Annotated in this window: 23 protein-coding genes; 10 read left to right on the top strand and 13 right to left on the bottom strand. The window is 64.4% G+C overall.

Translation table 11 applies throughout. The features are described from left to right. The first annotated feature begins 37 nt into the window (after nt 1-37). Nucleotides 38-1,204: a hypothetical protein gene (locus tag AC6I6L_RS17030; protein ID WP_497918968.1), complete on the top strand. Its 1,167-nt coding sequence runs from the start codon at nt 38-40 to the stop codon at nt 1,202-1,204. 71 nt (nt 1,205-1,275) lie between these two features. Here the strand turns inward: AC6I6L_RS17030 and AC6I6L_RS17025 are convergent, their stop codons facing one another. Further along, a complete protein-coding gene (locus tag AC6I6L_RS17025; RefSeq protein WP_497918967.1) occupies nt 1,276-2,448 on the bottom strand; it encodes an MFS transporter in 1,173 nt (390 codons plus the stop codon). 294 nt (nt 2,449-2,742) lie between these two features. On the opposite strand from AC6I6L_RS17025, the gene AC6I6L_RS17020 reads away from it, so the two are divergent. Further along, entirely contained in the window at nt 2,743-3,321 is a 579-nt protein-coding gene (locus AC6I6L_RS17020; protein ID WP_497918966.1) for an OB-like fold-containing membrane protein, read from the top strand. Further along, nucleotides 3,314-3,829: a metal-dependent hydrolase gene (locus AC6I6L_RS17015; protein ID WP_497918965.1), complete on the top strand. Its 516-nt coding sequence runs from the start codon at nt 3,314-3,316 to the stop codon at nt 3,827-3,829. Before AC6I6L_RS17020 ends, AC6I6L_RS17015 begins: the two co-directional genes overlap by 8 nt. Before the next feature lie 169 nt (nt 3,830-3,998). Here the strand turns inward: AC6I6L_RS17015 and AC6I6L_RS17010 are convergent, their stop codons facing one another. The 4 genes from AC6I6L_RS17010 to AC6I6L_RS16995 all read right to left on the bottom strand — a co-directional run bounded on the left by AC6I6L_RS17010 (nt 3,999) and on the right by AC6I6L_RS16995 (nt 8,724). Further along, nucleotides 3,999-4,838 carry an aldo/keto reductase gene (locus AC6I6L_RS17010; RefSeq protein ID WP_497918964.1) on the bottom strand — a complete coding sequence of 280 codons (840 nt, stop codon included), beginning with the start codon at nt 4,836-4,838 and terminating at the stop codon, nt 3,999-4,001. A gap of 111 nt (nt 4,839-4,949) precedes the next feature. Then, nucleotides 4,950-5,741: a VOC family protein gene (locus AC6I6L_RS17005; protein ID WP_497918963.1), complete on the bottom strand. Its 792-nt coding sequence runs from the start codon at nt 5,739-5,741 to the stop codon at nt 4,950-4,952. A 48-nt stretch (nt 5,742-5,789) separates the two neighbouring features. Beyond that, the gene (locus AC6I6L_RS17000; protein WP_497918962.1) at nt 5,790-7,469 is read right to left on the bottom strand and encodes a Na+/H+ antiporter NhaC family protein; all 1,680 of its coding nucleotides are present in this window, start codon (nt 7,467-7,469) and stop codon (nt 5,790-5,792) included. Nucleotides 7,470-7,614: 145 nt separating this feature from the next. Then, nucleotides 7,615-8,724, bottom strand: a complete 1,110-nt coding sequence (locus AC6I6L_RS16995) for an OBG GTPase family GTP-binding protein (protein WP_497918961.1) — start codon at nt 8,722-8,724, stop codon at nt 7,615-7,617. A 237-nt stretch (nt 8,725-8,961) separates the two neighbouring features. Here AC6I6L_RS16995 and AC6I6L_RS16990 point away from each other — a divergent pair, with 237 nt between their 5' ends. Both AC6I6L_RS16990 and AC6I6L_RS16985 read left to right on the top strand, forming a co-directional pair. Continuing rightward, on the top strand, nt 8,962-10,116 hold the full coding sequence (locus AC6I6L_RS16990) for a site-2 protease family protein (RefSeq protein WP_497918959.1): 1,155 nt from the start codon (nt 8,962-8,964) through the stop codon (nt 10,114-10,116). Between the two features lie 169 nt (nt 10,117-10,285). Further along, nucleotides 10,286-11,353: a succinylglutamate desuccinylase/aspartoacylase family protein gene (locus AC6I6L_RS16985; RefSeq protein WP_497918958.1), complete on the top strand. Its 1,068-nt coding sequence runs from the start codon at nt 10,286-10,288 to the stop codon at nt 11,351-11,353. Nucleotides 11,354-11,396: 43 nt separating this feature from the next. Here AC6I6L_RS16985 and AC6I6L_RS16980 read toward each other — a convergent pair whose 3' ends face one another. Further along, nucleotides 11,397-12,734, bottom strand: coding sequence for a TiaS agmantine-binding domain-containing protein (locus AC6I6L_RS16980; protein WP_497918957.1), 1,338 nt, complete (start codon nt 12,732-12,734; stop codon nt 11,397-11,399). A gap of 180 nt (nt 12,735-12,914) precedes the next feature. Here AC6I6L_RS16980 and AC6I6L_RS16975 point away from each other — a divergent pair, with 180 nt between their 5' ends. Beyond that, a complete protein-coding gene (locus tag AC6I6L_RS16975; protein ID WP_497918956.1) occupies nt 12,915-13,880 on the top strand; it encodes a transcriptional regulator in 966 nt (321 codons plus the stop codon). Between the two features lie 77 nt (nt 13,881-13,957). On the opposite strand, the gene AC6I6L_RS16970 is transcribed toward AC6I6L_RS16975, so the two are convergent. The 5 genes from AC6I6L_RS16970 to AC6I6L_RS16950 all read right to left on the bottom strand — a co-directional run bounded on the left by AC6I6L_RS16970 (nt 13,958) and on the right by AC6I6L_RS16950 (nt 18,981). Further along, nucleotides 13,958-15,118 carry an ABC transporter ATP-binding protein gene (locus AC6I6L_RS16970; RefSeq protein WP_497918955.1) on the bottom strand — a complete coding sequence of 387 codons (1,161 nt, stop codon included), beginning with the start codon at nt 15,116-15,118 and terminating at the stop codon, nt 13,958-13,960. Next, nucleotides 15,115-16,035, bottom strand: coding sequence for an ABC transporter permease (locus AC6I6L_RS16965; protein ID WP_497918954.1), 921 nt, complete (start codon nt 16,033-16,035; stop codon nt 15,115-15,117). Before AC6I6L_RS16965 ends, AC6I6L_RS16970 begins: the two co-directional genes overlap by 4 nt. After that, entirely contained in the window at nt 16,032-16,982 is a 951-nt protein-coding gene (locus AC6I6L_RS16960) for an extracellular solute-binding protein (RefSeq protein ID WP_497918953.1), read from the bottom strand. The genes AC6I6L_RS16965 and AC6I6L_RS16960 overlap by 4 nt, the downstream gene beginning before the upstream one ends. A gap of 144 nt (nt 16,983-17,126) precedes the next feature. Then, nucleotides 17,127-17,372, bottom strand: a complete 246-nt coding sequence (locus AC6I6L_RS16955; RefSeq protein WP_497918952.1) for a glutathione S-transferase N-terminal domain-containing protein — start codon at nt 17,370-17,372, stop codon at nt 17,127-17,129. Between the two features lie 127 nt (nt 17,373-17,499). Beyond that, entirely contained in the window at nt 17,500-18,981 is a 1,482-nt protein-coding gene (locus AC6I6L_RS16950) for an NCS2 family permease (protein ID WP_497918951.1), read from the bottom strand. A gap of 217 nt (nt 18,982-19,198) precedes the next feature. Here AC6I6L_RS16950 and AC6I6L_RS16945 point away from each other — a divergent pair, with 217 nt between their 5' ends. Then, entirely contained in the window at nt 19,199-19,861 is a 663-nt protein-coding gene (locus tag AC6I6L_RS16945; protein ID WP_497918950.1) for a potassium channel family protein, read from the top strand. A gap of 139 nt (nt 19,862-20,000) precedes the next feature. Here the strand turns inward: AC6I6L_RS16945 and AC6I6L_RS16940 are convergent, their stop codons facing one another. Together AC6I6L_RS16940 and AC6I6L_RS16935 are read right to left on the bottom strand one after the other, a co-directional pair. After that, the gene (locus AC6I6L_RS16940) at nt 20,001-20,540 is read right to left on the bottom strand and encodes a hypothetical protein (protein WP_497918949.1); all 540 of its coding nucleotides are present in this window, start codon (nt 20,538-20,540) and stop codon (nt 20,001-20,003) included. Between the two features lie 527 nt (nt 20,541-21,067). Further along, entirely contained in the window at nt 21,068-22,165 is a 1,098-nt protein-coding gene (locus AC6I6L_RS16935; protein ID WP_497918948.1) for a DNA methyltransferase, read from the bottom strand. Between the two features lie 123 nt (nt 22,166-22,288). Between AC6I6L_RS16935 and AC6I6L_RS16930 the strand changes: the two genes are divergently transcribed. From AC6I6L_RS16930 to AC6I6L_RS16920, 3 genes are all read left to right on the top strand, one after another. Continuing rightward, a complete protein-coding gene (locus AC6I6L_RS16930; RefSeq protein WP_497918947.1) occupies nt 22,289-23,308 on the top strand; it encodes a calcium/sodium antiporter in 1,020 nt (339 codons plus the stop codon). Between the two features lie 113 nt (nt 23,309-23,421). Beyond that, entirely contained in the window at nt 23,422-24,414 is a 993-nt protein-coding gene (locus AC6I6L_RS16925) for a ring-cleaving dioxygenase (protein WP_497918946.1), read from the top strand. A 1-nt stretch (nt 24,415) separates the two neighbouring features. Continuing rightward, entirely contained in the window at nt 24,416-25,618 is a 1,203-nt protein-coding gene (locus AC6I6L_RS16920) for an iron-containing alcohol dehydrogenase family protein (protein ID WP_497918945.1), read from the top strand. The last annotated feature ends 326 nt before the right edge of the window (nt 25,619-25,944 follow it).

The following is a 25,944-nucleotide window of genomic DNA, read 5'->3' as shown; positions in this document are numbered from 1 at the left end:
ATATTACTATACGGCTGAGTTTTCAAACAGGGAACTCATGGACGTAAACCGCCGACAACTGCTCGAACTCGCCGGTGCGGGTGCGACGGTCTCGCTCGGCTCTCTCGCGGGCTGTCTCGACTCGGCCGGACTCGGTAGCGACGACGGCGACGGTGGCGACGGCAGCGCGCCGCCCGCCTACGCCAACTGGATTCCCTGGGACGCGGACACGGAGGGGACCTTCGTCGCGTACGTCGACTGGACCGCACTCGAGGAGTTCGACGACGTGGGTCCCGAGATGGAAGGGGAACCTGAAAGCGGTGACGATGACCCCACCGACTACGAGGACCCGATGCTCGGCATTCCCTTCGCGAGCGTGATGATCGTCGCCCTCGCCGGCGGATTCGGTCTCATCGGAACCGGCCTTTCGGGGCTGTTTTCGGGCGATACTGGCGAGGAGTCCGAGTTCGAGACCGCGATCGACGAGGTCCTCATCGTCGACGAGGCGTTCGTACTGGCCGGCGACGTCGATGTCGAGGAGATCGAGGGGATCCTCACGGAGCCGCCGGAAGACGAGTGGGCCATGCAGGCCGAGTACGAACGAACCGACGAGGCGGACGAGTTTGCCATCTACGAACCGGTAGCGCAGGAGGACGCCGGCGACGAGGACGACGGCTTCGAGATCAGCATGGGCGCGGGCCAGGGGAACGCGATCGCCGTCGGCGACGACGCGGTCATCGTGACCTACGACAGCGAGGACACCGGGGCGGTCGACGCCCTGACCGGCCCGATCGAGGCTTACGGCGGCAGCGGGCGGGCGATCGACGAGAACGACGATCTGCGGTGGCTCCTGGAGACGGCCGGCCACGGCCACGTCGCCTTCGGCGGCTACGGCGACCTCGACGAGACGGTCGACGACGCGGACGACGCCGGTAACGACCTCGGCGGCGAGGACGCCCTCGACGATCTCGACGGCGATGAGGATATCGACGATCTCGAAGAACTCGACGACGCGATCGGCGTCGTCTCCTCGCTGACGCTCGAAAGCGAGACGAGTTCGACCGGCGAGTTCGCAGCGATCTTCGACGAGTTGAGCGACGACACCGAGGCAGAGATCGAGGACACCCTCGGCTCGTCCGCCGACGAAGTGACACACGATATCAGTGACGGTCGGGTCACCGTCTCAGCGACCTGGAACGAAGACGTTGCCGAAAACGAGCTGTAACGGATCGGTTATCGATCGACTCGGAACATCATTCTCGTTGCTCGCTCGCGTTCTCCCGAGAGCGATCCGACTCAATACTCGAGGTCGAACGTCCAGTTCGCGACGAGTGCGAGGAACGTGATCGCGTACAGGCCGGCGAGAACGAGAAACGCCGCCCCCCAGCCGAACAGGTCGGCCAACAGGCCGACGCCGACCGACCCGGCTGCGCCGACCATCGTGTAAACCGTGCGGACGAGCCCGAAGCCGGCACCCCGTTCGACGTCGCCCAGCTGATCGAGAAATCGCGGATCGAGCGCCGAGAAGAAACTCGAGCCGAGACCTGCCAACAGTACGCCGACACTGATCGCCAGGAGACCCGATCCGGCCACCAGCGCGACCAGCCCGAGTGCCCCCGCGAGCATCGCAGCGCCGATCGCGAGGTCCCGGCCGTACCGATCGGAGAGATCGCCGAGCAGGAACTGCCCGACGGTTCGGACGATGAAGAACGCGGAGAAGGCCGAGCCTGCGATCGTTGCCGAGTACCGGTGGTACTCGATCAGAAACGTCGGGAAGAACGTGAGCAGCCCCTGGACGATGAACGTGCCGAGCATCGCGATCGCGAGCGTAAAGGCGACGGCCGGCCGCGAGACGAGTTCGAGCAAGGCACCGGGTTCGAACCGCTCGCGCATCGGCTGGGCGGGCCGTCGCGGCTCGGTCGGCCGCACCCACCAGGCGAACGCCGCGAAAATGGGAATACCGACGCCGATTGCGAGCGCGACCGCTGGCCGCCAGCCGTACCGGGTGCCGACCCAGGCCGCCGCGACGGGAGCCACCAGTCCGGCGAGCGGGGCGCCCATCGAATGGATACCCACCGCGCGTCCGATGTCGTCGTACGTCCGCGACAGGAGCGTCGTCGCGACGGCGTAGTGGAGTCCGGCGACCAGCCCGAGCACCACGGCGACGACGACGAACGCGGGGAACACCGGCGCGAACGCGAGCAACAGGCTCGCGATCGTCGTTCCGCCGACGGCGACGAGCACGACCGGCTTCTCCCCGAACCGATCGCTGAGAACGCCGCTCGGGAACTGCGCCAGGCCGTACGCGAGCCACATCCCCGACAGGGCGAGTCCGATTTGCGTGTTCGAGACGTCGAAGTCGGCCGCGATGAACGGGATCACCGGGCTGATCGCCATGCGGGCAAAGTAGGTGACGAAGAAGGCGAGCAGACAGAGGACGAGAACGGTCGTTCGGTACCGCCAGCGCATTGATGGACCTGTCAATCACGGCCGCGAAGGTACGTATACGTGTCGTCCTTTCGCTGGCGAGCAGCGACGAGACGACCCGATATGTACCGTCCGGAACTGTCCGATCGGGAGACGGACAGTCGCCTCACACTACCGATCGAGTCGAGTGCGGAATCACTTGCGACCTCACGTTCCCCACCCGGTACGGGAAGGGCGCGCCGATCGATCGACAGCGTGACACGCTATTACGGGGCGACCGCCGGCGATCGCAGGAACACAAGACACTTGCGACCCCTACCCTCACGAGGCGTACCGATGCAACCGCCATCCGGCCAGTTCGGCCGCGTTTTCGCCGGGGTACTCCTCGTCGGCCTTCTGGCTAGCTGTCTGGTCTGGGCCGGCGCGTCGCCCGGCGGGCCCCTCGAGCGCGACTACCCGGACGAGACCGACGTGCCGTCGGATCGCGAGGCGTACGTCGGCGAGCAGGTCGTCCTCGGCGGGCAGATCGTCGACGTCGAGCCGCTCGTGATCGCGACGCGGGCCAGCGGCTACGGACGGTTCACTCTCGTGAGCGCCGACGAGAACATCCAGAACGCCGACGGCCCACTCGAGCGTGGCGATCACGTAACCGTGTTCGGGACGCTCGAAGACGAGAACACGCTCGTCGTCGACCGGACCACGGTCCGCGAGCCTGCGGAGTCGCGGTATATGTACGCCGTCTCGTTGCTCGGCGGGCTCTGGGTGACCGGGCGATTCGTTCGAGGTTGGCGCTTCGATCGGGCCACGCTCGCGTTCGCCCCCAGGCAGCGCCCGCTCGGGTTCCGGGACGCGTTCGGTGGTTCCCCGAGGCCGGATCGCCAATCTCCTGCAGACGGAGGCGAGCGGCGTGGCTGACGTGCTCACGCACGTCCTGGTCGGCTACATCGTCGGGACGCTGCTCTCCGTTCGGTACGCCTGGATGCGACCGGCCCACGTCACGCTGGTCACGATCGGCGCACTCACCCCTGACTTCGTGAAGATCCAGTTGCTCGTTCCGGACGGCGTCGTCGCGTCGACGCTGGGCGTTCCGTTTTCCTGGGGACCGCTACACACGCTCGGCGGCAGCGTACTCGTGATCTGTCTCGGCTCACTCCTGCTCGCCCCTGGTCATCGGAAACCGGCGATCGCTCTGTTCGCGATCGGCGTCGCCTCTCACCACGTCCTCGATCTCCTCCTCCTCACGCCGACGGGCACCACGTACGCCGTCTTCTGGCCGGTCACCGAGTACCGACCTCCAGCGGGCGGGCTCTACCTCAGCAGCGATCGCTGGCCGGCGCTCGTGTCGGGATGTGTAGCAGTGATCGTCTGGGTGGTCGATCGATACTCCCGCGACGGCTCAGCGGGAGCGTCGTCACTCGAGTAAACCCCTCGCTATCTCTTGGTTCCGTCCGGTGGGATATCGGTCCAGCCAAATCGTATTCCCTGAGAAAACGGGAAAGCCGTACGGCGCACGCGTCGACGATGTCGCCGCCCTCGTTGATTCAGGACTGTAGCCGCGGCGTTTCGGGAGGATGTGAGGATCGATCCGACGATTACTGCGAAATTCCGTAGACATCACCGCTCCAGTCACGAGCGGGCGTGTCGTACACCGGGGCGTTGCGGTCGCGGTCGTCGAGACGCTCCCGATCGGCCTCGGACAGTTCCCAGTCGAACACGTCGACGTTGTCCCGGACGTGGTCCGGACTCGAGGACTTCGGGAGTGGAACTACGTCGTGCTCGATCGCCCACCGGAGGACGATCTGAGCGGGGGATCTGTCGTACTCCGCGGCGAGGTCCCGGACGACCTCGTCGTCGAATATCTCTGTTCTGGCCAGCGGGGCCGCGGCCTCGATGACCGTCTCCGTCTCGCGGCAGTACTCGAGGAGGTCGGGTCGCTGGAACCAGGGGTGGAACTCGATCTGGTTAACGGCGATCGGGACCTCAGAGACGTGGTGGGCCGCACTGAGCTGGTAAGCGCTGAAGTTCGAGACGCCGATGTTTCGCACCAGCCCCTCGTCGTGGAGCGTCGCCATCGCTTGCAGCGTCTCCCGCAGCGAGATCGCCGGATTCGGCCAGTGAATCAGGTAGAGATCGAGATAGTCGATTCCCAACCGCTCGAGTGACGCCTCACACGCCGAGCGGACCGACTCGTAGCCGAGATTCTTCGGGAGCACCTTGGAGGTGAGAAACAGGTCCTCGCGATCGTACTCGGCGAGAACGTCGCCGATCTCGGCTTCGTTCATGTACCCTTCGGCGGTGTCGATGTGAATGTACCCCGCGTCGAGTGCGGCCCGCAAGGACGCGGTCAGGTCGTCGCCGTCGACGTTCCACGTGCCGTAGCCAAGGACGGGCAGTTCGTCGCCACTCGGGAGCGTTGTCGTCGGAACTGTCATCCAGTGACGATGGTCGACGTGCGGTGATAGTCCTGTTGGCCGGAATTCCTCGCTCCTCGTACCACCGCCGCAAAAAAACGAGTTCGAGGGGCGCTCAGAATCGAGGGGCGCTCAGAACGGGAACAGCGACTCCGCGTCGGGGTCGCGCTCGAGCAGTTCGACCTCGTGGCCGTCCTGATCTCTCGTGAAGGCGTACATATTGTCGTTGCTCTCCGGATCGCGGTAGTCGTCGGCCTCGCGGACCATGAGCTGGTCCCAGTCCTCAGAGAGGTTGTCGACGCGGACACAGAGGTGGCCCCAGGCGTCGCCCATCTCGTAGCTGCGGCCGTCGTAGTTGTAGGTGAGTTCGATCGCCATCTCCTCGGGGGCTGCGCCTTCGGGCTTGAGGAAGTAGTTCGCGAAGGTGTCGGATTCCCAGCGACCCGTGTGCTCGTACTCGAACTTGCGGGTCCAGAAGCCGATCGCTTCGTCGGCGTCCTCGACGCGGATCATGGTGTGGTCGATCGACCAGAGCGCGCCCTGGTCGCGCTGGACGATCTCGATCTCGTGGCCGTCGGGGTCTTTGACGAAGGCGTACCGCCCGCCGCAGCTTTCCGGATCGCGGTAGTCCGCGACGCCTTCGTCCATCAACTGGTCGTAGTACGCTTCGAGTTCGCCCTCGGGAACTCGGACGGCGATGTGGCCCCAGGCGTCGCCCATTTCGAGGTCGTCCTCGCCCTCGTTGTGGGTCAGTTCGAGCATGGCACCGTCCTCGTGCATCTCCTCGGGACCGAGGTAAACGATCGTAAAGCCATCGCCCTCGTAGCGGTCTTTCTCCTCGTACGCGAGGTGGGTCTGGTACCACTCGAGTGACTCCTCCAGATTTGCGACGCGAAGCATGACGTGGTCGAGCGTTCCGTCCATACGCCACCCAACGCTGGCGGCGGCCAAAAACGTGGTGAACTCGGCGGTCTACTCGCTCCCGTCGGCGGGGGTCTCCGCGCCGCGATCGCCCCGCCGACCGATCCGCTCACCCTCGACGCGGGCGGCGATCGGATCGACTCCTTTCCTGTCGGCATCCAGCGTGGAGAGCCCGTAAACGAGGCCGACGAGCGCGAGGACGCCCAGCGGGAGGAAGACGGCGGGCGGTACCCCGAGGTAGCCGTAGGCGAGGTAACACCCGAGGACGACGAGGACCACGGTGACGGCGTAGTACGCCTGCGTGCGCACGTGATCGATCAGGTCGGCTCCGGTGAACGTCGACGAGAGAACGGTCGTATCGGAGATGGGCGACGTGTGGTCGCCAAAGATCGCACCGGAAAAGACCGCGCCGACGACGACCGGCGCGAGGCCGAAATCGCCGGTGAGTTCGAAGGCGATAGGGAGCGCGATCGGCGTGAGAATCCCCATCGTCGCCCACGACGACCCCATCGTAAACGAGATGAACGCCGCGGTCGCGAGGACGACGATCGGGAACAGTGCCGGCGAGAGCACTCCCTCCGCGACGCCGGCGACGTACTCCCCGGTGCCCATATCGGACGCGACGGCGCTGATCGACCACGCGAGGACGAGGATGGTCACCGCGGTCAGCATGAGCGAGAAGCCGTCGAGTACCGTCTCGACGCTGGCACCGAGATCGAAGAGACCGTATGCGAGACCGATCGCGATCGCGGTCAAGATCATCGCGAACGATCCCCAGACCAGCGCCGCGGCCCAGTCGGCCTCGCCCGCGACGTTCTCGGCGAACTCGGCAAGGGTCAGACCCAGCACCTCGCCGGGACCGGCGAGTTCGGCGGCCTGATAGCCGGTCCAGAACGCCCCGGCGACGGTGACGACGATCAGGACGACGATCGGGACGAAAAATGTCCGGAGCATCGGCCGCTCCATGATGGGGTCGCCGAGATCCGCCTCGACCTCCTGAAGCGGGACGGCACCGTCACGGTTGACCTTGCCCGTTTTCAGAGAGCGATGCTCGGCATCGAGCATCTCGCCGTAATCCCGCCGGCTGAGGACGACGATGCCGACCATCACGATCGCGAGCAGCGCGTAGGCGTTGTAGGGAATCGACTGGAGGTAGGTCGTGAAGACGCTCGGCGCGTCCGCCCCGTGGCTCTCCTCGATCGCGGCGAATCCCTCGTCGACCATCGAGAGCTGAAAGGCGACCCAGCTCGAGATGCCGACCGTCGCGACGGGGGCTGCCGTCGAGTCGACGATATACGAGAGCTTCTCGCGGGAAATCCGAAACCGATCGGAGATCTCCCGCATCGTCGAGCCGACGATCGCGGTGTTCGCGTAGTCGTCGAAAAAGAGGACGATGCCGAGTATCCAGGCCGTCGCGCCCGTCGTCCGCTGGCTCTCGAGGCGATTCACCGCCCAGTTGCGGACGGCGATCGCCCCGCCGAGTCGCCAAATGAGCGCGACGCCGGAGCCGAGAAAGAGCGTAAATACCAGAATCTGGGCGTGGAATCCGTCATCCGCGACGATCGCGCCGACGATCCAGTCGAAGGTCTGTGCGATCCCGAGGCTCCCTGAGACGATGATACCACCCGACCAGACGCCGAGAAACAGCGAGAGAATCGGCCGGCGAGTGACGATCGCCAATCCGATCGCCAAAAGCGGCGGCAGCAACGATAGTGCCCCGAACTCGGACATGTCTGATACCTCCATGAGCAGACGTATAACGGTCTGTGTGGCTGTCAGAGAGTATCACGAGGTACGAACTGTCCGATATCGAACTCGTCGAGTTGACCGAAGTTGCTGGCATTGTGACGACACGGTGGCGGCCCGCCGTGTCGATCTACCGGCGCAAAATAAGTTTCAGGACGTCTTCGTCTTCGAGCACGTGCTGGTCACCGACCTGCTGTTTGTCGTGGGTTGCACTCGGTCCCGAGACACGCGCAAAGCGGAATCGCTCTTGCATCTCGCCGCCGAGTTTGTCGACTGCTTCCTCGATCGTCGATCCCTGTTCGAGCATTAGCGGTTCCTCGTAGTCGACGCCGCGGCCGGGTTTGTCCATGTAGACTCGGATGAGATTCAGGTTCTCCCAGAGGCGGTCTTTGAGCGTCTCGAGGCCCTTTTCCTCTTCGGCGCTGATGAACGTCACCTCCTCGGGGTCGAGACCGCGCTCGCGAAGTTGCTCGTCGACCTCGGCCTTGTACTCGGGGTTGATCAGATCGACCTTGTTCACGCAGGTGATCGACGGGATGTACTCGCGGTTGTCCATCAGCCCGTCGATGAGCCGATCGATGTCGACGGTCTCCCCCAGGTTGACATCGGCGTTGACGTAGCCGTGTTCGCGGATGACCTGTTTGATCGTCTCTTCGTCCAGGTCCTGGTCGGCGCTCGAGGTGATTTTGATCCCGTCTTTGATTTTCGGGCGGACGGTCACTCGCGGCGGCTCCTTGTCGACGCGAATGTTGATGTAGTAGAGTTCGTCCTGGAGCCGATCGTACTGCTCGATCTCGAACACCGAGAGCACGAACAGAATGAGGTCGGCGTTTCGGACGACCGAGAGAACCTGCTTGCCGTCGCCTTTGCCGGTAGCTGCCCCCTTGATGAGACCCGGCACGTCGAGCAGTTGCATGTTCGCGCCGCGGTGTTTACACATGCCGGGATTGACGTCGAGCGTCGTGAACTCGTAGGAGCCGGTCTCGCTCTCGGCGTTGGTCAGCGAGTTCAGCAGCGAAGACTTGCCGACGCTCGGGAACCCGACGAGTGCGACGGTCGCGTCGCCAGTCTTTTCGACGTCGTAACCGGTGCCACCGCCCGCCGAGGACTGGTTCTGGAGCTTCTCTTTTTTCTCGGCGAGTTTCGACTTCAACCGACCGATGTGGGCCTCCGTCGACTTGTTGTAGGGCGTGCTGGCGATCTCTTCTTCGATCTCCTCGATCTCCTCCTCGAGCCCCATGTACCTAGCCCCAACCGTTCGCATCGAAAAACCCTTTCCATGCGACGCGGCGACCCGATCCGCGCCCGTCGGCGAGCCTCCGGTCCGGTAGCCGCTTTTCGGTCTGCCAGTCGACGTTCCGTCTATCAGCTGTCTTACATTATTCCAGTCACTGAGCGTGCGATCCGGATCACGATCGCCGCGGGACTCGATCGGTGCGAATCCTCAAGTGAGTGCAATTCCTCCGTTCTGATACGAATGCGAAATTACCGAATTGGAAGTGTCTGGGGAATACCGATACAGCTCAACATCTCGCTGCTGGTTTTCATGCCGATTCTCGTCTGGCTGATCGCCGGAACCGGTCAGATCGAAGTCTACACGTCGATCGTCGAGGGACTCACACCGGTCTCGATCGACGAAGCGGCTCTCGCGGAGGGCGCGACCCCGTGGCTGATCGGGATCGCGGCCGCAGTCGGGCTGTTTTTTAGCGTCGCCGTCCACGAACTCGGTCACGCCTACGCGGCCCGCCGGTACGACATCGGCACCCGATCGATCACGCTGTGGATCTTCGGCGGCCTGGCCGCGCTCGAATCGATGCCCCGCGAGTGGAACCGCGAGTTCTGGATCGCGATCGCCGGTCCCATCACGAGCGTGTTGCTCGCCGGGGCCTTTTTCGTCTTCCTGCAGGTCCTTCCCGCCGGCCTGCCGATCGTCGTCTTCGTCGTCGGCTGGCTGGCCGTCATCAACGTCACCCTCGCGGTCTTCAACATGCTCCCCGCGTTTCCGATGGACGGCGGGCGCATCCTGCGGGCGCTGCTCGCTCGCCGGCGAAGCTACGCCAGCGCGACGCGAACCGCCGCCCGCGTCGGCACGCTGTTCGCCCTCTTTTTCGCGATCTTCGGCGTGCTCTCGTGGAACCCCGTGTTGATCCTCATCGCCTTGTTCGTCTACGGGACGGCGACGACCGAATCCCGCACGACGATGCTCGACGAACTGCTCACCGGCGTCACCGCGAGCGACGTGATGGAGACGGGCGTCAGGTCCGTCGCCGTCGACGATTCGATCGCCACGTTCACCGATCGACTCGTCCGCGATCGGCGAACTGAGTACGTCGTGGTCGACGATGCGAACGACGAAGTCGTCGGCTACGTGACCCTCTCGGCGTTGAAACGGGTCCCTCGTGACGCTCACGAAACGACGACTGTCCGCGAAATCATGATTCCCGATGTCCCTACCGTGACGCCCGAAACGCCAGCCTTCGACGTTCTCGTCGCGATGGGGGGCGGCCCGCTGGTCGCGATCGTCGAGGACGGCGACCCGATCGGAACCGTCTCCCGGCAGGATCTCGGGCGACTGATGGAACTCCGGAAACAACTCGGGGCGAGTCAGCCGTTCGAGCGCGTTCCGATGTGAGCCATCGGGGCCGATTAGGCGAAGGTAACCGACGGGAAGCGAACCGACCGAAGCCCACCGCTACAGTCGATCAGGGACGGTCATAGAGGCTATCAGACCTCCAGTAGCACGGTCGATTCGCGACGGGCCGTACAGCAGTGTTATATGAATTGAGACGAACCTGGGTGGCATGACGATCGACAGGCCGGAGCCACGACCGTTCCGGTACGACGCGGCGGTCGACCCCGGAGAGACGCGACACATTCGATACGAAGTCGGCGAGACCTACATGGGCGACCCCGTCGAGATCCCGGTGACGATCGTCAACGGCGAACACGGCGGGCCGACGGTCTTTCTGACGGCTGCCATCCACGGCGACGAACTGAACGGCGTCAAAGTCGTCCAGGAGGTTGCCGACACCTATCGGCCGGCCGATCTCCACGGAACGATCGTCTGTCTGCACGTCTGTAACGTGCCGGCCTACCAGGCCCAACAGCGGTACATTCCGATCTACGATCAGGACATGAACCGGGAGTTTCCGGGCCGAGAGACGGGGAATACGGCCCAGCAGATGGCTCACCGAATCTACAGCCGGTTCATCGCAAACTGCGATCTCGGGATCGATCTGCACACGTCGACGCGAAACCGGACGACGATCTATCACGTCCGTGCCGATCTGACGAACCCCGAGGTCGAGCGGTTGGCGCGGGCATTCGGCGCGAACGTCGTCCTCTACGGCGGTGGCGACGGCGGCTCGTTGCGATCGGCGGCCACGGCGGACGGCATTCCGACGATCACCGTCGAGATGGGACGCGCCCACCGGTTCCAGCCGGCGCTCATCCAGAAGGCGCTCCAGGGCGTCGAGAGCGTCCTCGCGGAGTACGGCGTCTTGCCGGACGAACCGGTCCACTGGCCCGGGTGGTACCAGACGACGACCGCCGACAGCGAGAAACGCTGGCTCCGGGCACCGACCGGCGGTCTCGTCGAAATGGAGTGGGGACCGTACCCCCTCGTCTACGAGGACGAGCCGATCTGTACGATCACGAACCACTTCAAGACCGAATCCAAGACCGTGACCGCGCCGTTTACCGGCCTGATCGTCGGCGTCCTCGAAAACCCGGTTGCGGTTCCGGGTCACCCGCTCTGTCATCTCGTCCGCCTCGGCGGAGACACCCGCGACGAGATCGAACGCGAGATCGAACAGGGCGAGTTCGACGGTTATCGTGCCCGAAACGGGGAATGGGTCGTCGACAATTGATCCGCGGTGGACCGATCCGGTCGCTTCCCGTCCGGGATCGACGCTACCGCTCCGGATGCGTCGGTGCGTCGAACCCGCCGCGAACGAGGGGTTTCGCGATGTGCCGTCGGGCACACGGTGGCACCTCGTACCAGCCGGCTTCGAGGTTCCGATCGATCTCGATTTCCGCTTTCCCGTCCGCACTCGTTCCACAGTCTCGACACCGATAGCCCTGATTTCGTCCGGCGCTTTTCATCCGGCGCTCGCAGTCGGGACAGGTCGGCGTCACACGATCGGTCGTCACCAGCTCTCGAACGGCGAACTTCTCCAGTTTGAGCGTTCCCCGCGAGAGTTCGCCACAGACGGTGAGTCGATCGCCGACGCGAAGCGACCGGACCCGATCACGGAACCGCTTCGTCGGCTCGAAAGCAGTACATTCGAACCGGAGCGGTCCGTTTTCCGAGTCGGCATCGACCTCGCCACTCCCGTCGTGTTCGAGCCCAACGAAAACGTGGCCCCCGCGTCGTGTTTCAGGGGGCGACGCCACTCGCCCGTCGATGCGATAGGCGCGATCGTTCACGGCCGACTCGATCGATCCCTCCCGTACGTGAATATCGGTCCCCTGATTCGTGACGAACAGCTGACTCTCGTAGACGGGTTCGCTTTCGATTCGATCGGCGACCGCCCGGACGGTGTCGGGGTCGTCGCCGCGAATTCCGTGGAGGATCGGTCCCGGCGTGTGTGGCACACAGACCGTCTCGCCCTCGCCGCGATCGACGGTGTCCCAGACCGCGGGATACCCCCACTCCGCCGCGGCGAAGACGCTCTCACGATCGACCGCGCGATCGGTTCCCCACCGATCCGGCTCGCGGTAGGAGATGTACTCCCAGGTCCACGACTCGAGGGCGGCCCAGCTGCCGACGGCCGCAAGCGCACCGATTCGGCCGCGGCCGTTGCCGGCCCCCCACGATCGATAGCCGTGGCGATCGACGATCTCCATGGCTTTGGCGCGCGTGAGGTGATCCCGGATCGCCTGCCGCGTAAACTCGCGAACGTCGTCGGGTACGTCCTCGGGCCCGCCCGCGGCGACGACGAGCCCCGGATTAGTGCGTTCGTCGGCCGTCTCAGCGAGGGCCGCGAGTCGATCGCGGGCGACCTCGAACGCCAGGTCCGGCTCGCAGTCGGTATGGATCGCCAGCGCGGCGTTCCCCCGAGTTTTGTACTCGACGGCGGGATTGAGCCGGACCAGCAGGAGTCGCGACGCTGACTCGCCGTCGGCCTCCTCACACTTTCCAGTTCCGCCGGCTTCGCGGCGCAGTCGCTCCGCGATCCGTCTGGCAACGTACGTCGTACACATCCCTCGCTCCCGGGAGTCCGTATCGTCGATTCCGACGACGGTCATCGTCTCCGCTTGCAGTTGTGCGGAGTAACGCCTTTCGGGACGCCGCCGGAGTGCGTAATTCGGGATGAACAATCGTACACTATTACTTAAGTGTACTCCCGTGACGATCGGGAATCGCATGCCGGCGTCCCGGCAACAGCGGGGAAACCTTCTTATCCGAGGACTGGCTTACATCCCTGTATGTCCCGCTCGGCACTGGTCGGAAACGTGACCGCGATGTTAGAGGACGCGGGATTCGTGGTCAGTGACCGGTGTGCGATCCGACCGAAGAGCTTCGATATCGCAGCCAGACGCGGCGACGACCTGTTACTCGTCAAGATCCTCGGCAACATCGACGCGTTCAACGAGGCGACCGGCCACGAGATGCGTCGGCTGGGCAACTACCTCCACGCGACGCCGCTGGTGATCGGCCTTCGCAGCCGCGACGAAGACCTCAAACCCGACGTGATCTACTTCCGTCACGGCGTGCCGGTCTTCAGCCCCGACACCGCTTACAACCTGTTCATCGAGGGCGTGCCGCCGCTGATTTATGCCGCACCCGGCGGCCTGTACGTCAACATCGACGGCGACTTGCTTGCCGACGAACGCGAAGACCGCGACTGGAGTCTTGGTCGCCTCGCGAGCGAACTCGGCGTCTCCCGGCGCACCGTTTCCAAGTACGAAGACGGGATGAACGCCTCCGTTGAGGTCGCGATGGCGCTCGAAGAGATGTTCGACTCGGAACTGACGAGTCCCGTCGACGTCCTCGATGGTGCTGAAGACGTCCACGATCCGGAGTCGACCCCGGACGATCCGGAGGCCGACCCGGACGACGAAGGCGTCGTCGCCGTGCTCACGCGGGCCGGCTACCAGGTCCACCCGACAGTTCGATCGCCATTTAAAGCCGTCAGCGAGGACGAAGACGACAGCGACGTCGTCCTCACCGGCCACTCCAAATTCACGAAAGCCGCCGAAAAACGCGCCCGCATCATGAGTTCGATCGGTCGTGTCACCCGAACCCGATCGGTCTACGTCGTCGACCGAGCGAAACAGGACTCGATCGACGGCACCGCGCTCGTCGAACGCGAGGAACTCGAGAAGTTTCGGAACGCGGACGAACTCCGGGACGTCATCCGGGAGCGAGCGGAGCGGGAAGAAGCGGCCTGATCGCGGACGCGGAAACCGGCACCGAGAGTGCAACTCGGTGGCTGCTGGGACTGTTTTGATGGGGATCGATGAAACCGTCAGCTGTTCGCTGGCGAGTTTCCGTCAGTATCGAACACCGTCACCCCGTCCCCGGGGAGTTCGATCGCGACCGGCGTTTCGATCGGCGGCGGGGACCCCGACTGAGAAACCACGAGTTCGTCGCCGGTCTCGATCCGAACGGTCACGTCGTACCGGCGACCCACGTCCGCGACGCGGACGACCGTTCCCGGCAGCGACTGCGCCGGTGCCGTCTCGTCACCGTGGAGGGCTTGAAGCGAGATCTCGTCCGGTCGAACGTGACAGGTAACCGGTGACCCGGACGGAACGGCGGCGGCCCGGACGCTGGTCGACCGATCGTCCGAACTGTCCTCTGAATAGGTCCCCGAGGCCCCGTCGGTTCGAACCGCCGGTGACTCCTCGACCGTCAGTTCGCGATCGTCGATCGAGAGCGTCGGCGGGTCGCGCGCGACCAGCGTCGCCGTGAACGTGTTGGAGCGACCGAGAAACGAGGCTACGAACGGGTTCGGCGGCGATTCGTAGAGCGATCGGGGGTCCCCGACGGCGGAGACGCGGCCGTCGGCCAGCACGACGAGGCGGTCCGCGAGCGCCATCGCCGCCTCCTGATCGTGCGTGACGAACAGCGTCGTAACCCCCGTTTCGCGCTGGATGCGGGCGATTTCGTCCCGGAGTCGCTGTGCCAGGCCGCGATCGAGCGCCGACAGCGGTTCGTCGAGCACCAGCAGGTCCGGTTCGGGGGCGAGCGCTCGCGCCAGTTCGACCCGGCGTCGCTGGCCGCCGCTTAACGCGGAGGGGAACGCGTCACGCCGATCAGCGAGGGCAACCAGGTCGAGGTACTCCTCGACGATCGCCACTCGCTTTTCAGGACCCACATCCTGTGCAGCGAGCCCGTAGGCGACGTTTTCACCGACGGTCATGTGGGGAAACAGCGTCGATTCCTGGAAGACGACGCCGACGCGACGCGTCTCCGGCGGGGCCTCGGTCACGTCCTCGCCGCGAAGCCGTACCCGACCAGTCGTCGGTCGAACGTGGCCGGCGATCGCCTGCACGATCGTCGTCTTGCCACAGCCACTCGGTCCCAGCAGGCCGACTACGTCGCCAGAAGCGAGTCCGAAGGAGACGTCGTCGACGGCCAGTTCGCTGCCGTACCGCTTCGAGACGCCGTCGAGTTCGAGGATCATCGATCGATCACCGTCGGTACCCGTCCGAACCACTGAACTGCGGCGAGAACGAGAAGCGTGATTCCGAGGAGTGCGAGGGCAAGGGGGACGATCGCGTCGATGCCGCCGGCGATGAAGTCGACCCAGATTCTGGTCGGCATCGTCCGCGGGTTGTAGGCGACCATCATCGTCGCACCGAACTCCCCGATCGCCCGCGCGAAGGTCAACACGATTCCCGCGACGATCGCCCCGCGGGCAAGCGGCAGCGAGACGTTCCAGAACGTCGCGAGGGGGCCGTACCCGAGCGATCGCGACGCCTGTTCTAACCGCTCGTCGACCGCGGCGAACCCCGCCCGTGCAGTGATGACCACGAACGGCGCGGCGACGAACGTCTGGGCGAGCACGACGCCGATCAGGCTGTCGGTCAGCGAGATGCCGACGGCAGCGGCCCCGGCACCGATCGGTGTGAACCGGCCCACGGCCGTCAACAACATCGCGCCGCCGACCACCGGCGGGACGATCAGCGGCAGGATGACCAGCGCTTCGACGAGGCGCTTGCCGACGAACGACGTGCGTGCGAGGACGTACGCCAGCGGGACGCCGAAGACCGTTGCGATCGCCGTCGAGACGGGAGCGGTCACGAGCGAGTTCCGAATCGCAAGCTGGGAGGCCGGCGTCGAGAGTCCGGCGACGACGTTGCCAACGCCGGTACGGGCGACGAACGCGAGGAACGGAATCGCGAAGTAGACGAGCAAAACGCCGCCGAGAACGGCCGGAACGAGCAGTCCCGGCGTTCCGCTCGGTCCCCGGATCCGATCGCTGAGCCATCGCGTGTGGGTCGTGTGTCGATCGCCTCTGGGGCTTGGAGACCGATCGCCTCTGGGGCTCCGAGGTCGATCGCTTCCCGAGCGCCGAGGTCGGCGGTCTCCGGGAGTCATACGTCGATCGCCTCCGGTGGGGTTCCGTGCGGTCGTGGCAGGTGGTCACCGACCGTCAGTCCGGCATCGACCAGCAGGTCGGAATTGTCGACGAGAAACTGGACGAACTGGTGGCCGGCGTCCGGGTCGTCGGCCCCGGAAAGGACCGTCGCGTTGTACAGCACCGGCCGTCCTTCGGCGGTGTACCCCTCTTCGTCCGTCGTGAACTCGACCGTCGCGTACCAGTCGGCCCGGTCGGGCGCGCCGAAACTGTATTCCTCGGGAAACTCAAGAAACGGCAGGTCGTGATCGACTGCCATGTTACGATAGACGACCGCAGCGGCCCGAGATCCGCTTTCGACGCCCGCCATGAGCTGTGGCTCCTCGGGCTCCTCGTAGACGAGGTCCAGCATCCGATCGCGAAACCCGTCGAGACCGTGTGTCTTCTCTGCGAGTTCGAACGCCTGAACGGCCCGGTACCCCAGCGGGTCGAGGTTCGGATCGCTGATCGAGAGCGCGCCTGCGTCGGCGTCCACTGCGACCTCGTACCACGGCTCCCCGTCCGCGATTCGACGACCGAACGTCGTCTCCGGGTTGTATCCGAGTCCGACGCTGTTGGCCGCGAACTCGACGTCCCAGTCGGTAAACGTCCCGTAGAGACGATCGCGAAGCAGCGTCGCATCGGCGCTGACGACGACGTCGGGGTGTTTTGTCCGGTCGTCGATCATCCGCATGACCGCGTTGGTTCCGTAGTACTCCCCGTGGACCCGTCGGTCGGTTTCGTTTTCGAACGCCGGACCGACGTGATCCTCGATCGTCCGTGCGAGACTGCCGGCCGAAAGCACGTCCACCGCGGTCGAATCAGCGCCGACACAACCCGCAACGCCGGTCGCGACGAGACTACCCGCGGACGCGAGAACGCGCCGCCGAGACCGATCGCGTTCCCCCTGATCGCCAGCGAGCGTCATATAGAATAGTCTGTTCGTTGCCGAGTATATAACTACTTCCTATTCCCATACTGCTGGAACGTAATCAGATGTGGTTACTGGAGAGGGGAAGTGGGAGGAGAGGGACAACTCCACCCCGATCCGGACGGTCGCCAGGATCGACGGTCAGGCGTAGGTCTCTTCTAGATACGCTACGATGTCGTCGCTCTCGGCCATCCCCTCGATGTCCTGGGACTCGTCGCTAATGACCGGGACCCCGGTCTGTCCGCTGACCCGCTCGACTTCCGTCCGTTCGGCGTGTGAACGCGGCACTTCGATCGTGTCGTACTCCAGTTCGAGTTCTTCGAGTTTCGTCCGGACCTTCGCACAGAACGGACAGCCGGGCAGTTCGTAGAACGTAATGTTTGCCATAACTGCCCGTTGTAAGTTGACCCCTAAGAGATCACCGATCGCCCGCCAGGTTGCCGGAATCGCGGACGAGCGTTGCACGGTCACCGGTTACCCCGCGCCGTGACCGATCGAACCCGCCCGTGACCGATTAGAACGTCACGATGCCGGCCTGGACCGAGAAGTAGATAACAAAGTAGGCGACGAACGCAATCGCAAGCGCCCACTGGCCGAGCGAGACGTCGCGCTGTTCGCCCACCGCGGCTTTGACCAGCGGGTAGCTGATGATCCCGGCAGCGAGCCCGTTGGCGATCGAGGTCGTCAGCGGCATGATGGTAATCGTCATCCCGGCGGCGATCGCCCACGCGGGGTCTTGCCAGTCGATGTCAGCGACCCCGCGAAGCATGATGATCCCGACGACGACGAGTGCGAGGTACGTCGCGTACTGCGGAATCGCAGACATCAGCGGGACGACGAGCAAGGCGAGGAAGAACAACACGCCGACGATCAACGCGGTAAAGCCGGTTCGGCCGCCCTCTTCGACGCCCGTCGAGGATTCGATGTAGGTCGTCACGGTGGACGTGCCGATCATCGCACCGACGGTCGTTCCGACTGCGTCGGCCATCAGCGGCTTCTCGACGTCGGGAAGGTCACCTTCGCTGTCGAGGAAACCGGCGATCTGGGAGACGCCGATGAGCGTCCCGGCGGTATCGAAGAAGTCCACGAAGAAGAAGGTGAAGACGACCAGCACGAAGACCAGCGGATCGTCGGTGATCATGCCGAGGCCTTCGACGAAGCCCCAGAACAGCGGCGTGAAGTCGTACTGGACCGAGGTGAGCATCGAGACCAGGCCGTCGTTGGTCATCTGATCGTACGATCCCTCCGGCGTGAGCACGTCCGGCGCGACAACGCCGGCGAGGGTCAAGAGCCATCCGGCGACCGCCGTCGTCACGATCCCGATGACGATCGAGCCACGAACGCCGCGGGCGTACAGCAACAGCGTCAGCAGTAATCCGGCGAGCGAGAGCGCGGCGACTGGGCTCTGGAGGACGTTCCCGAGCGTGATCAGGGTCGCGTCGTAGGGAACGACGATCTGCATCTCCTGTAAGCCAAGAAAGAGCAGGAAGACGCCGATCCCGGCACCGACGGCGAACTTGACCGGTTCGGGGAACAGTTCGATGATGTACCGTCGCGCGCCGACGGCGGTCAGTGCGATGAAGATGAGTCCCTCGACGAAGACCGCGGCGAGTGCGAGTTGCCACGGGACGCCGAGAATCACGACGACCGTGAACGTAAAGAAGGCGTTCAGCCCCATCCCCGGAGCCAGTCCGAACGGTCGGTTCGCGTACAGGGCCATCACGAGAATTGCGGCGATCGAGGCGAGGATGGTGACCACGGCGAGCATCTGGGTGATCTCGACGGCCCCGTAGGTCGTCCCGTCGATCACGGCTTCGCCCTGGAACTCACCCGTCTCGTGGTTCCAGAGGATCGCGCCGCTCAGGATCGCCGGATTGACAACGATGATGTAGGCCATAGCGAGGAACGTCGTCAGCCCCGCGAGCGTTTCCGTTCTGAAATCGGTTCCGTACTCGTCGAACTCGAAGTAGTCCGCGATTGTGTCGGAAGCCCCCATATTGGACGTTCGGGCATACCCATACCGATTAGTTAAATGTTCCCGTCCGTGGTCGTCGCATTTGTATTCATGTTTGTGCATTCACACGGTCGGGGCGCTCGACTCGATCGCGATTACTGTCACTCGCAGTCGGCACCACCCCACAGTCACCGTCGACGCCACCTGGCCACCGCGATCGAGCGAACGTATTTGACCCCGGAGCGTGTATCTCGGTACCATGAGGTTTGTCATCGTGGGGTACGGACGAGTCGGGTCGCGAACGGCGCGCATTCTCGTCGAGGAAGGCCACGACGTCGTCGTCGTCGACAACGACCGCGATCGGATCGAGCGCGCCGAGAAGGCCGGCTTCGAGACGGTTCAGGGAGACGGGGCCGACGAAGCGACGCTCGTCGAGGCAGGAATCGAGCGATCCGACGCGATCGGCGCGTTCACGCCAGATTTGAACGTCAACTTCGCGGCGTGTATGGTCGGCACCCATCACGGCTGTCGGACGGTGCTCCGGATCGACGAGGACTACCGCGAGGACATCTACAAAAAGTACGCCGCGGACGTCGACGAGATCATTTACCCGGAACGGCTCGGAGCCGCCGGTGCCAAAACCGCCATGCTCGGCGGCGACTTCAACGTCGTTAGCGACCTCGCGGAGAACCTCCAGTTGACCGTCCTGGAGATTCGAGAGGGATCGCCCGCCGTCGGAAAACGCATCTCCGAAGTCGATCTGCCCGAGGCAGCGCGTATCTACGCCCACGGTCGCGAGCGCGAACCGCTGACGATTCCGCTTCCCGGAACGGAACTCGAAGCCGGCGACGAGGTGGCGATTATCGTCGAAACCGACCAGGCCGATCGCGTTCGATCGGCGTTGCTCCCGGCGACTGCCTGATACGGTTCGGTGTCCCGTTTCCCCGACGATCGCTTCCCGACCCTGTTGAGATTCGTAAGTAGTGTTTGGTATCAGCGACCGTGCTGCCGACAGGCCGCGTACCTCCTACAGTAGTACAGCCGTCGGAAGGGGCCGAGTGTTAGTAGCATCGTCTGTCACTGAGTTCTGTTTTGAGTTTCTTGTTCTGGTTTCTTGTCTCGAGGTTTGACTCGATGAGCTCACCGCACGCTTCGACGAATTCCGTGTTTTTCAGTCGTCCGGTGAAGACGTGGGACTCGCCGTCATCGGTTCTAACGTAGGTGACGATGATGTCGTAGTCTTCACCGTTGAAGTAGTTGTACGTGGTAGAGACCCCGCCCAGGACCAGGAAGCACATGAAGATGGTGATGGCGTTCAGATCGGGATCCGTGCCCTGGCCAGCGAAGAATCCCACGTAGGTGACAATGATCAGTAAGAGAGTTATGGCAGCAAAGAACCATCCGAGTATGTTGTTGTGCTGAAGCGTTGTGTCCCGTCTGAACGTAATGGTGGTGACCTCGTCCGTCGAGATAGACACCGGGGGCCCCGCATCCGGATCCTCCGGAGTGTACGTGATACGGGTGTCATCTCCGGCGAAGATTCCACTGTTTTCTCCATTGATGACGTATTCATCGATATACGCTTCAGTTTCAAAATACATTAAGTGTGATTTTGAGAGCACTTTCTTTTTAGACTTTTTGTCCTCCTGTCCAATCTACTGTTGGTGATCCGTTTTGCCAGTCGGTGATCCCCTGCATTCACCAGACCATTCGTATCCGCGGGTGAGGATATCGACATGGTCTGTTTCTCGTTCGAGCGATCATCGGTTACGAGGCGTAACGGACCGTATGGACCCGTCGAGGCGATTCGACGGAACCGAGTCCGTTTCCAACGCCGCCGCTCGGACCGGTTTCCGATCGCGAGTATGAGAACTAACGAGCCATCGCGCCGCTCGGGTGAGGGGGCACCGTCCCGTCCCACGCCTGCCCGGGACCGCTCTTTCGGGCGGTTCGAGGATTGAACCCGGGCGCGAATGGACGGGACTGGTTTGGGGATAGGCGCGCGGATGGGGTGATGGGGAGCCACACGACGCGCCTACTGTCGGAGTGGTCGTCCGGGAAGGTAAAACCCCGTCAGACGATCGACTGACGGCGGTCAGACGGGATGTTCGGAGCCTGTTCACTCGCCTCAGCGACTCGCATCGTCGAGTCGAAACACCAGCACGTTCTGGTGAACCATCGAGGGAACGAACGAGAACGGATAGCCGTAGACGTGGAGGTCCTTCGTCGGGTCGTACCAGATCAGCGTCGCGGCGAGGGAAAGCGGCGCGGTCGCTTCGATCGCTCGCGCGAGGTCGGCCGAGAGGAACTCGTAGGACTGATCGCGGTACATGTCGCCAATAAAGACGACGACGTGGCCGTCGGGGGCGACTGCGTCGGTAAATCGATCGAACTTCGCGGCCATGTCCGCGAGCCAGTCGGCTTTCGTTCGATCGCCTGCCGTCTCGGAGGGGCGTTCGGTCCCCGAGTTCGAGTCGGCCGCTGTCGATCCCTCGTCGCCGCTGTCGGGATGCTCGCTGGTATCGTCGCCGTCGAACGAACCGAGTTTGCTCTCCCTGGTTCGCCGTTCGTTTCGCGTCTGCTCGAGTTCGTCCATGTGCCAGTAGGGAACGTCGGTCAGGAGTAGATCGATCGAGTCGTCGGGGACGTCCTCGATCAGGTTGGCGCAGTCGCCGTGGCGGAGGTCCTGGGCGGCCAGTGGCGGGTCGCCACGAGCGCGTCGGTCCTCGTTTTCCCGGTCGAGTACCGTCTCGTAGATCGATATCCAGCGATCGTTTTGCTCGAACCCGATCGCCTCGCGGAGTCCGGTTCCCTCGTGTTCGCAGAAACTCGCGCCGAGGAGCGTTCCGCCGACGCCCGCGAACGGGTCGAGGACGGTGTCGCCAGCTTTGCTGAACCGGCCGATGAGGTCGGCACAGAGCCGCGGCGGTTTCTGGCCGCCGTGTTCGCTCCGGAGGTCGTGCTGGACTGCGGGTGGGTAGCCCTCTGCGATCACGGATTTCGTCGCGTACTTCCACTCTCTCCCTGTGAGATCGTTGACCCGGTTGCGCTCGTCGTAAATGCCCCTCCCCTCGACGTACTGCTGGTGGTCCGCGAGGTCGTCGGTGTCGATGACTTCCCCGTCTTCGACCGGGAGCGACTCGTCTCGCGATCGCTCGGCGTCGAATTCGCCGTCGTCGTCGGTAAAGAGCCGACTCTGTCGGTGCCGGTCCCCGTCGTCTGCCATACCGGAAGTGGGGACTGCGGTACCGTAAATACTGGCCGTTTTCACCTAATTCCGGAGCCGTCGGGACTGGGTGGGCGCGACTGCCCAGGTTTTTCACTCGGGTTCCCGAACTCGACATATCGAATGGGACTCGTCACGAATGCGATCCTGTTGCTCGTGGGAGTTCCCACGCTGTGGATCGGTGCCCGCTGGTTCGTGGCCGGAGCCGCCAAACTGGCCCGATCGATCGGGATTTCGACGCTCATCATCGGTCTCACGGTCATCGCCTTCGGCACGTCCGCGCCGGAACTCGTCGTCTCCGTGGGGGCGGCACTCGACGGTCGAGCAGATGTGGCAGCGGGAAACGTCGTCGGCTCGAACGTGTTCAACCTCGCGATCGTCCTCGGTCTCGTCGCCGTTATTCGGCCGTTTCGGATCAGACTGGCGCTGCTCCGGCGAGACGTGGTCGCGATGGCCGTCGCGACGGCGATCGGAAGCGCCGCCCTCGCGAACCGGTTCGTCTCGCGGCTCGAGGGTGCGATTCTCGTCGCGTTACTCGCGGCCTACTTTGGCTGGCTCTGGGTCGCGGCTACCCGACCGGCTTCGACTGGCGGCTCCGAATCGAACTCCGAAATCCCCGAGCCGAGCGGTACTCCCGAACCCCCCGAGCCGGCCGGCGAGACCACTGACTCGGCAACGAGCGGGCGTCAACCCTCGTCCAACCGCGGGTTCGATGCCGGTCGGTTGCTGGTGGGTCTCGTGCTCGTCGTCGTCGGCGGCCGACTCCTCGTCGACGGGGCCACGGGCCTCGCGCTGGCCGTCGGCGTCTCGGAGTGGGTCGTCGGCGTGACGATCGTCGCCGCCGGGACGTCGCTGCCGGAACTGGTCACGTCGATCGTCGCCACGCGTCGCGGGAACGTCGCCATCGCCGCCGGCAACGTCGTCGGCTCGAACGTGTTCAACCTGCTCGGCGTACTCGGACTCGCCGCCGTCGTCCGACCGCTGGAACTCGACCCCGCGGTACTCCCGGGGTTGGGCTGGCTCGCGTTCGTCACCGCGATCGCGACGATCGTGCTCGCGACCGGACGTCGACTGACCCGCGCCGAAGGCCTGCTCCTCGTCGCGGTCGGCGCGGGATACTGGGTGTGGAGCGCGATCGGATGAGATCGTCCGCAGCGTCCGATCGAAGCCCGCTTCGTCTCGGGCGATCGAACCGACACGCCCGGTAACACTGGCGTCAGGGAAAGGATACCCCTCTTGGCGTCCGACGTACTGGCATGGCACCCACGACACCCGGCCTGCACCACGTCACGGCGATCGCGGGCGATCCGCAGACGAACGCAGACTTCTACGCCGACACGCTCGGTCTGCGCTTCGTCAAGAAGACGGTCAACCACGACGATACCGGGACCTACCACTTCTACTTCGGGGACGAACGGGGGACGCCGGGGACGAACATCACCTTTTTCCCGTGGACCGAACGCGGTCGATCGGGCCAGTTCGGAGCGGGCCAGACGCGGGACACGGCGTACCTGATTCCGCCGGAGTCGGTTGACTACTGGGTGGACCGGCTCGAATCACGAGGAATCGAGGTCGATCGGTCCGAACGCTTTGGCGAGCCGGTGCTCGGCTTTGCGGATCCGGATGGGATCGGCCTCGAACTCATCGCAAGCGAGGACGCCGCCGAGAGCGACGCCGTCCAGTGGGCGGAGAGTCCGGTTCCTGCCGACCACCAGCTTCGAGGCTTTCACGGCGTCACGCTCGCCGTCAGCACCTTCGAGCCGACAGCCGGCGTACTGACCGACGTGCTCGGCTACGAACTCGAGGGCGTCGGCGAGAAGATCGACGGCGAGGAGGGTGATCGACGCCGGTTCCGGACGCCGGCAGGTGGTCCCGGATCGATCGTCGATCTGGTCGAGACCGACGCGGGACGCGGGCGGATGGGCGTCGGCACCGTCCATCACGTCGCGTTCGAGGCCGAAGATGTCGAGGAACAGGAGGCGTGGCGCGCCGCGTTCGAGGACCACGGCCGTACCGTAACGGAGGTCGTCGATCGAAAATACTTCCACTCGATCTACTCGCGAGAGCCCGGCGGCGTGCTCTTCGAGGTGGCGACCACGGGGCCGGGCTTTACCGTCGACGAGGATGTCGAGGAACTCGGCTCGACGCTCGCGCTACCGGCGTGGCTCGAGGACGAACGCGAGCAGATCGAGACCCGGTTGCCGGCGTTCGACGGCCCCAGCGTTTCGCGGAGTGGGGGTGACTCGTAGCGTGAGCCGAACCGACGGGTTTCGCTTCGAGTACGACCCCGGCGTGCTCCGCTTTGGCTCCGGTGCCGTCGACGACCTCGCGGACGAACTCGAGCGGCAGGGGTTCGGTCGGGCGCTGGTCGTCTGCGGGTCGACGGTCGGGACCACCCCCGACGTGATCGACCCCGTCAGGAGGGGCCTTGGTGATCGACTCACGGGCATCTTCGCGGAGACGACGCCCGAAAAGCGCCTCCGGACGGCCTTCGACGGCCGCGATGCGATGAGGGACCACGAGGCGGACGTGCTCGTCGCCCTCGGCGGCGGGAGCAGCCTCGACGTGGCGAAGGTCATGAGTGTGCTCGCCGCCGACGATCGATCGCCCGAGACCGTCGGGAGGGAGTTCGAAGAACGCAGAACGGTGACCGTTCCCGCGGAGCCGCTGACGCCGATCGTCGCGATTCCGACGACGCTGGCCGGGGCCGACCTCTCGACGGGGGCCGGCCTGACGGCCTCGCCAGAGTCCGGACTCGTCGACCGTGAAACCGGCGGCGGGGTGGGCGATCCGCGACTGATGCCCAGCGTGATCGTCTACGACCCGTCGCTCGTCGCGACCACGCCGAAACCGATTCTCGCGGCCTCAGCGATGAACGGGTTCGACAAGGGAATCGAGACGCTGTATGCGCACAACGCGACGCCGATAACGGACGCGACGGCGGTTCGCGGGCTCGAACTCCTGTGTGACGGGCTGCAGCAACTCGGCAACGAGGGGCCGACAGCGGCCGTGCTCGAACCGGTCCTCGAAGGGACGGTGCTCGTCCAGTACGGTATCGCCCGACCCGGGGAAACGACGCTATCGATTATCCACGCCTTCGGTCACGGCCTGACGCGATCGTACGATGTCCAGCAGGGCGCTGCCCACGGCGTCGTCGCCCCTCACGTATTACGATACCTGTTCGAGGAGGTCGACGGCCGTCGAGACCTCCTTGCGGACGCACTCGGCGTCGATAGGGCGGACGATCGGGCAGGGGCGATCGTCGAGGCCGTTGCGACGGTTCGCGACGCGCTCGGACTCCCCACGCGGCTCCGGGACGTCGACGGTCCCGAACCCGCAGAATTCCCCGCTGTTGCGGACGCGATCCTCGCGGATTCGTTTATGGCGAACGCGCCAGGGGGACTCGATCCGACCCGTGAGGCGATCGTCGGCGTGCTCGAAGAAGCGTACTGAGTCGGGAGCCCAGTCGTTCTGGACTCGGTTTCTCAGCCTCGTTCAGCTGGAAGCGATATCTCGTTGACGTACACTTCACCGTGCCGTTCGAGACGGAAGCCTCGAACACAGCCGTTGTATTAAATATATTACAGAAACTCCGTTCTCCATCAGTATTTATTTCCACCTGTTTTCCAGAGTGTATGGCTGTACAAGCAACACGGGGTTCGAGAACGGATCGAATCCGAACGGTAGGCGCGAGCGTCGGGCTCACAGTAGCCGCGCTGCTTTTGTCAACCATTTTTGGTTCGATCGTCGTACTGACGATGTTTATCGCCGGTCTCAGC

Source organism: Halosolutus sp. DAT137 (assembly GCF_059736405.1).
This window is presented reverse-complemented; position numbering and strand designations above follow the sequence as displayed.

Coding starts and splice junctions, on each gene's coding strand:
- AC6I6L_RS17030 (WP_497918968.1), top strand. CDS start 38: ATGGACGTAAACCGCCGACAACTGCTCGAACTCGCCGGTGCGGGTGCG.
- AC6I6L_RS17025 (WP_497918967.1), bottom strand. CDS start 2,448: ATGCGCTGGCGGTACCGAACGACCGTTCTCGTCCTCTGTCTGCTCGCC.
- AC6I6L_RS17020 (WP_497918966.1), top strand. CDS start 2,743: ATGCAACCGCCATCCGGCCAGTTCGGCCGCGTTTTCGCCGGGGTACTC.
- AC6I6L_RS17010 (WP_497918964.1), bottom strand. CDS start 4,838: ATGACAGTTCCGACGACAACGCTCCCGAGTGGCGACGAACTGCCCGTC.
- AC6I6L_RS17005 (WP_497918963.1), bottom strand. CDS start 5,741: ATGGACGGAACGCTCGACCACGTCATGCTTCGCGTCGCAAATCTGGAG.
- AC6I6L_RS17000 (WP_497918962.1), bottom strand. CDS start 7,469: ATGTCCGAGTTCGGGGCACTATCGTTGCTGCCGCCGCTTTTGGCGATC.
- AC6I6L_RS16995 (WP_497918961.1), bottom strand. CDS start 8,724: ATGGGGCTCGAGGAGGAGATCGAGGAGATCGAAGAAGAGATCGCCAGC.
- AC6I6L_RS16990 (WP_497918959.1), top strand. CDS start 8,962: ATGCGAAATTACCGAATTGGAAGTGTCTGGGGAATACCGATACAGCTC.
- AC6I6L_RS16985 (WP_497918958.1), top strand. CDS start 10,286: ATGACGATCGACAGGCCGGAGCCACGACCGTTCCGGTACGACGCGGCG.
- AC6I6L_RS16980 (WP_497918957.1), bottom strand. CDS start 12,734: ATGACCGTCGTCGGAATCGACGATACGGACTCCCGGGAGCGAGGGATG.
- AC6I6L_RS16975 (WP_497918956.1), top strand. CDS start 12,915: ATGTCCCGCTCGGCACTGGTCGGAAACGTGACCGCGATGTTAGAGGAC.
- AC6I6L_RS16970 (WP_497918955.1), bottom strand. CDS start 15,118: ATGATCCTCGAACTCGACGGCGTCTCGAAGCGGTACGGCAGCGAACTG.
- AC6I6L_RS16965 (WP_497918954.1), bottom strand. CDS start 16,035: ATGACTCCCGGAGACCGCCGACCTCGGCGCTCGGGAAGCGATCGACCT.
- AC6I6L_RS16960 (WP_497918953.1), bottom strand. CDS start 16,982: ATGACGCTCGCTGGCGATCAGGGGGAACGCGATCGGTCTCGGCGGCGC.
- AC6I6L_RS16955 (WP_497918952.1), bottom strand. CDS start 17,372: ATGGCAAACATTACGTTCTACGAACTGCCCGGCTGTCCGTTCTGTGCG.
- AC6I6L_RS16950 (WP_497918951.1), bottom strand. CDS start 18,981: ATGGGGGCTTCCGACACAATCGCGGACTACTTCGAGTTCGACGAGTAC.
- AC6I6L_RS16945 (WP_497918950.1), top strand. CDS start 19,199: ATGAGGTTTGTCATCGTGGGGTACGGACGAGTCGGGTCGCGAACGGCG.
- AC6I6L_RS16940 (WP_497918949.1), bottom strand. CDS start 20,540: ATGTATTTTGAAACTGAAGCGTATATCGATGAATACGTCATCAATGGA.
- AC6I6L_RS16935 (WP_497918948.1), bottom strand. CDS start 22,165: ATGGCAGACGACGGGGACCGGCACCGACAGAGTCGGCTCTTTACCGAC.
- AC6I6L_RS16930 (WP_497918947.1), top strand. CDS start 22,289: ATGGGACTCGTCACGAATGCGATCCTGTTGCTCGTGGGAGTTCCCACG.
- AC6I6L_RS16925 (WP_497918946.1), top strand. CDS start 23,422: ATGGCACCCACGACACCCGGCCTGCACCACGTCACGGCGATCGCGGGC.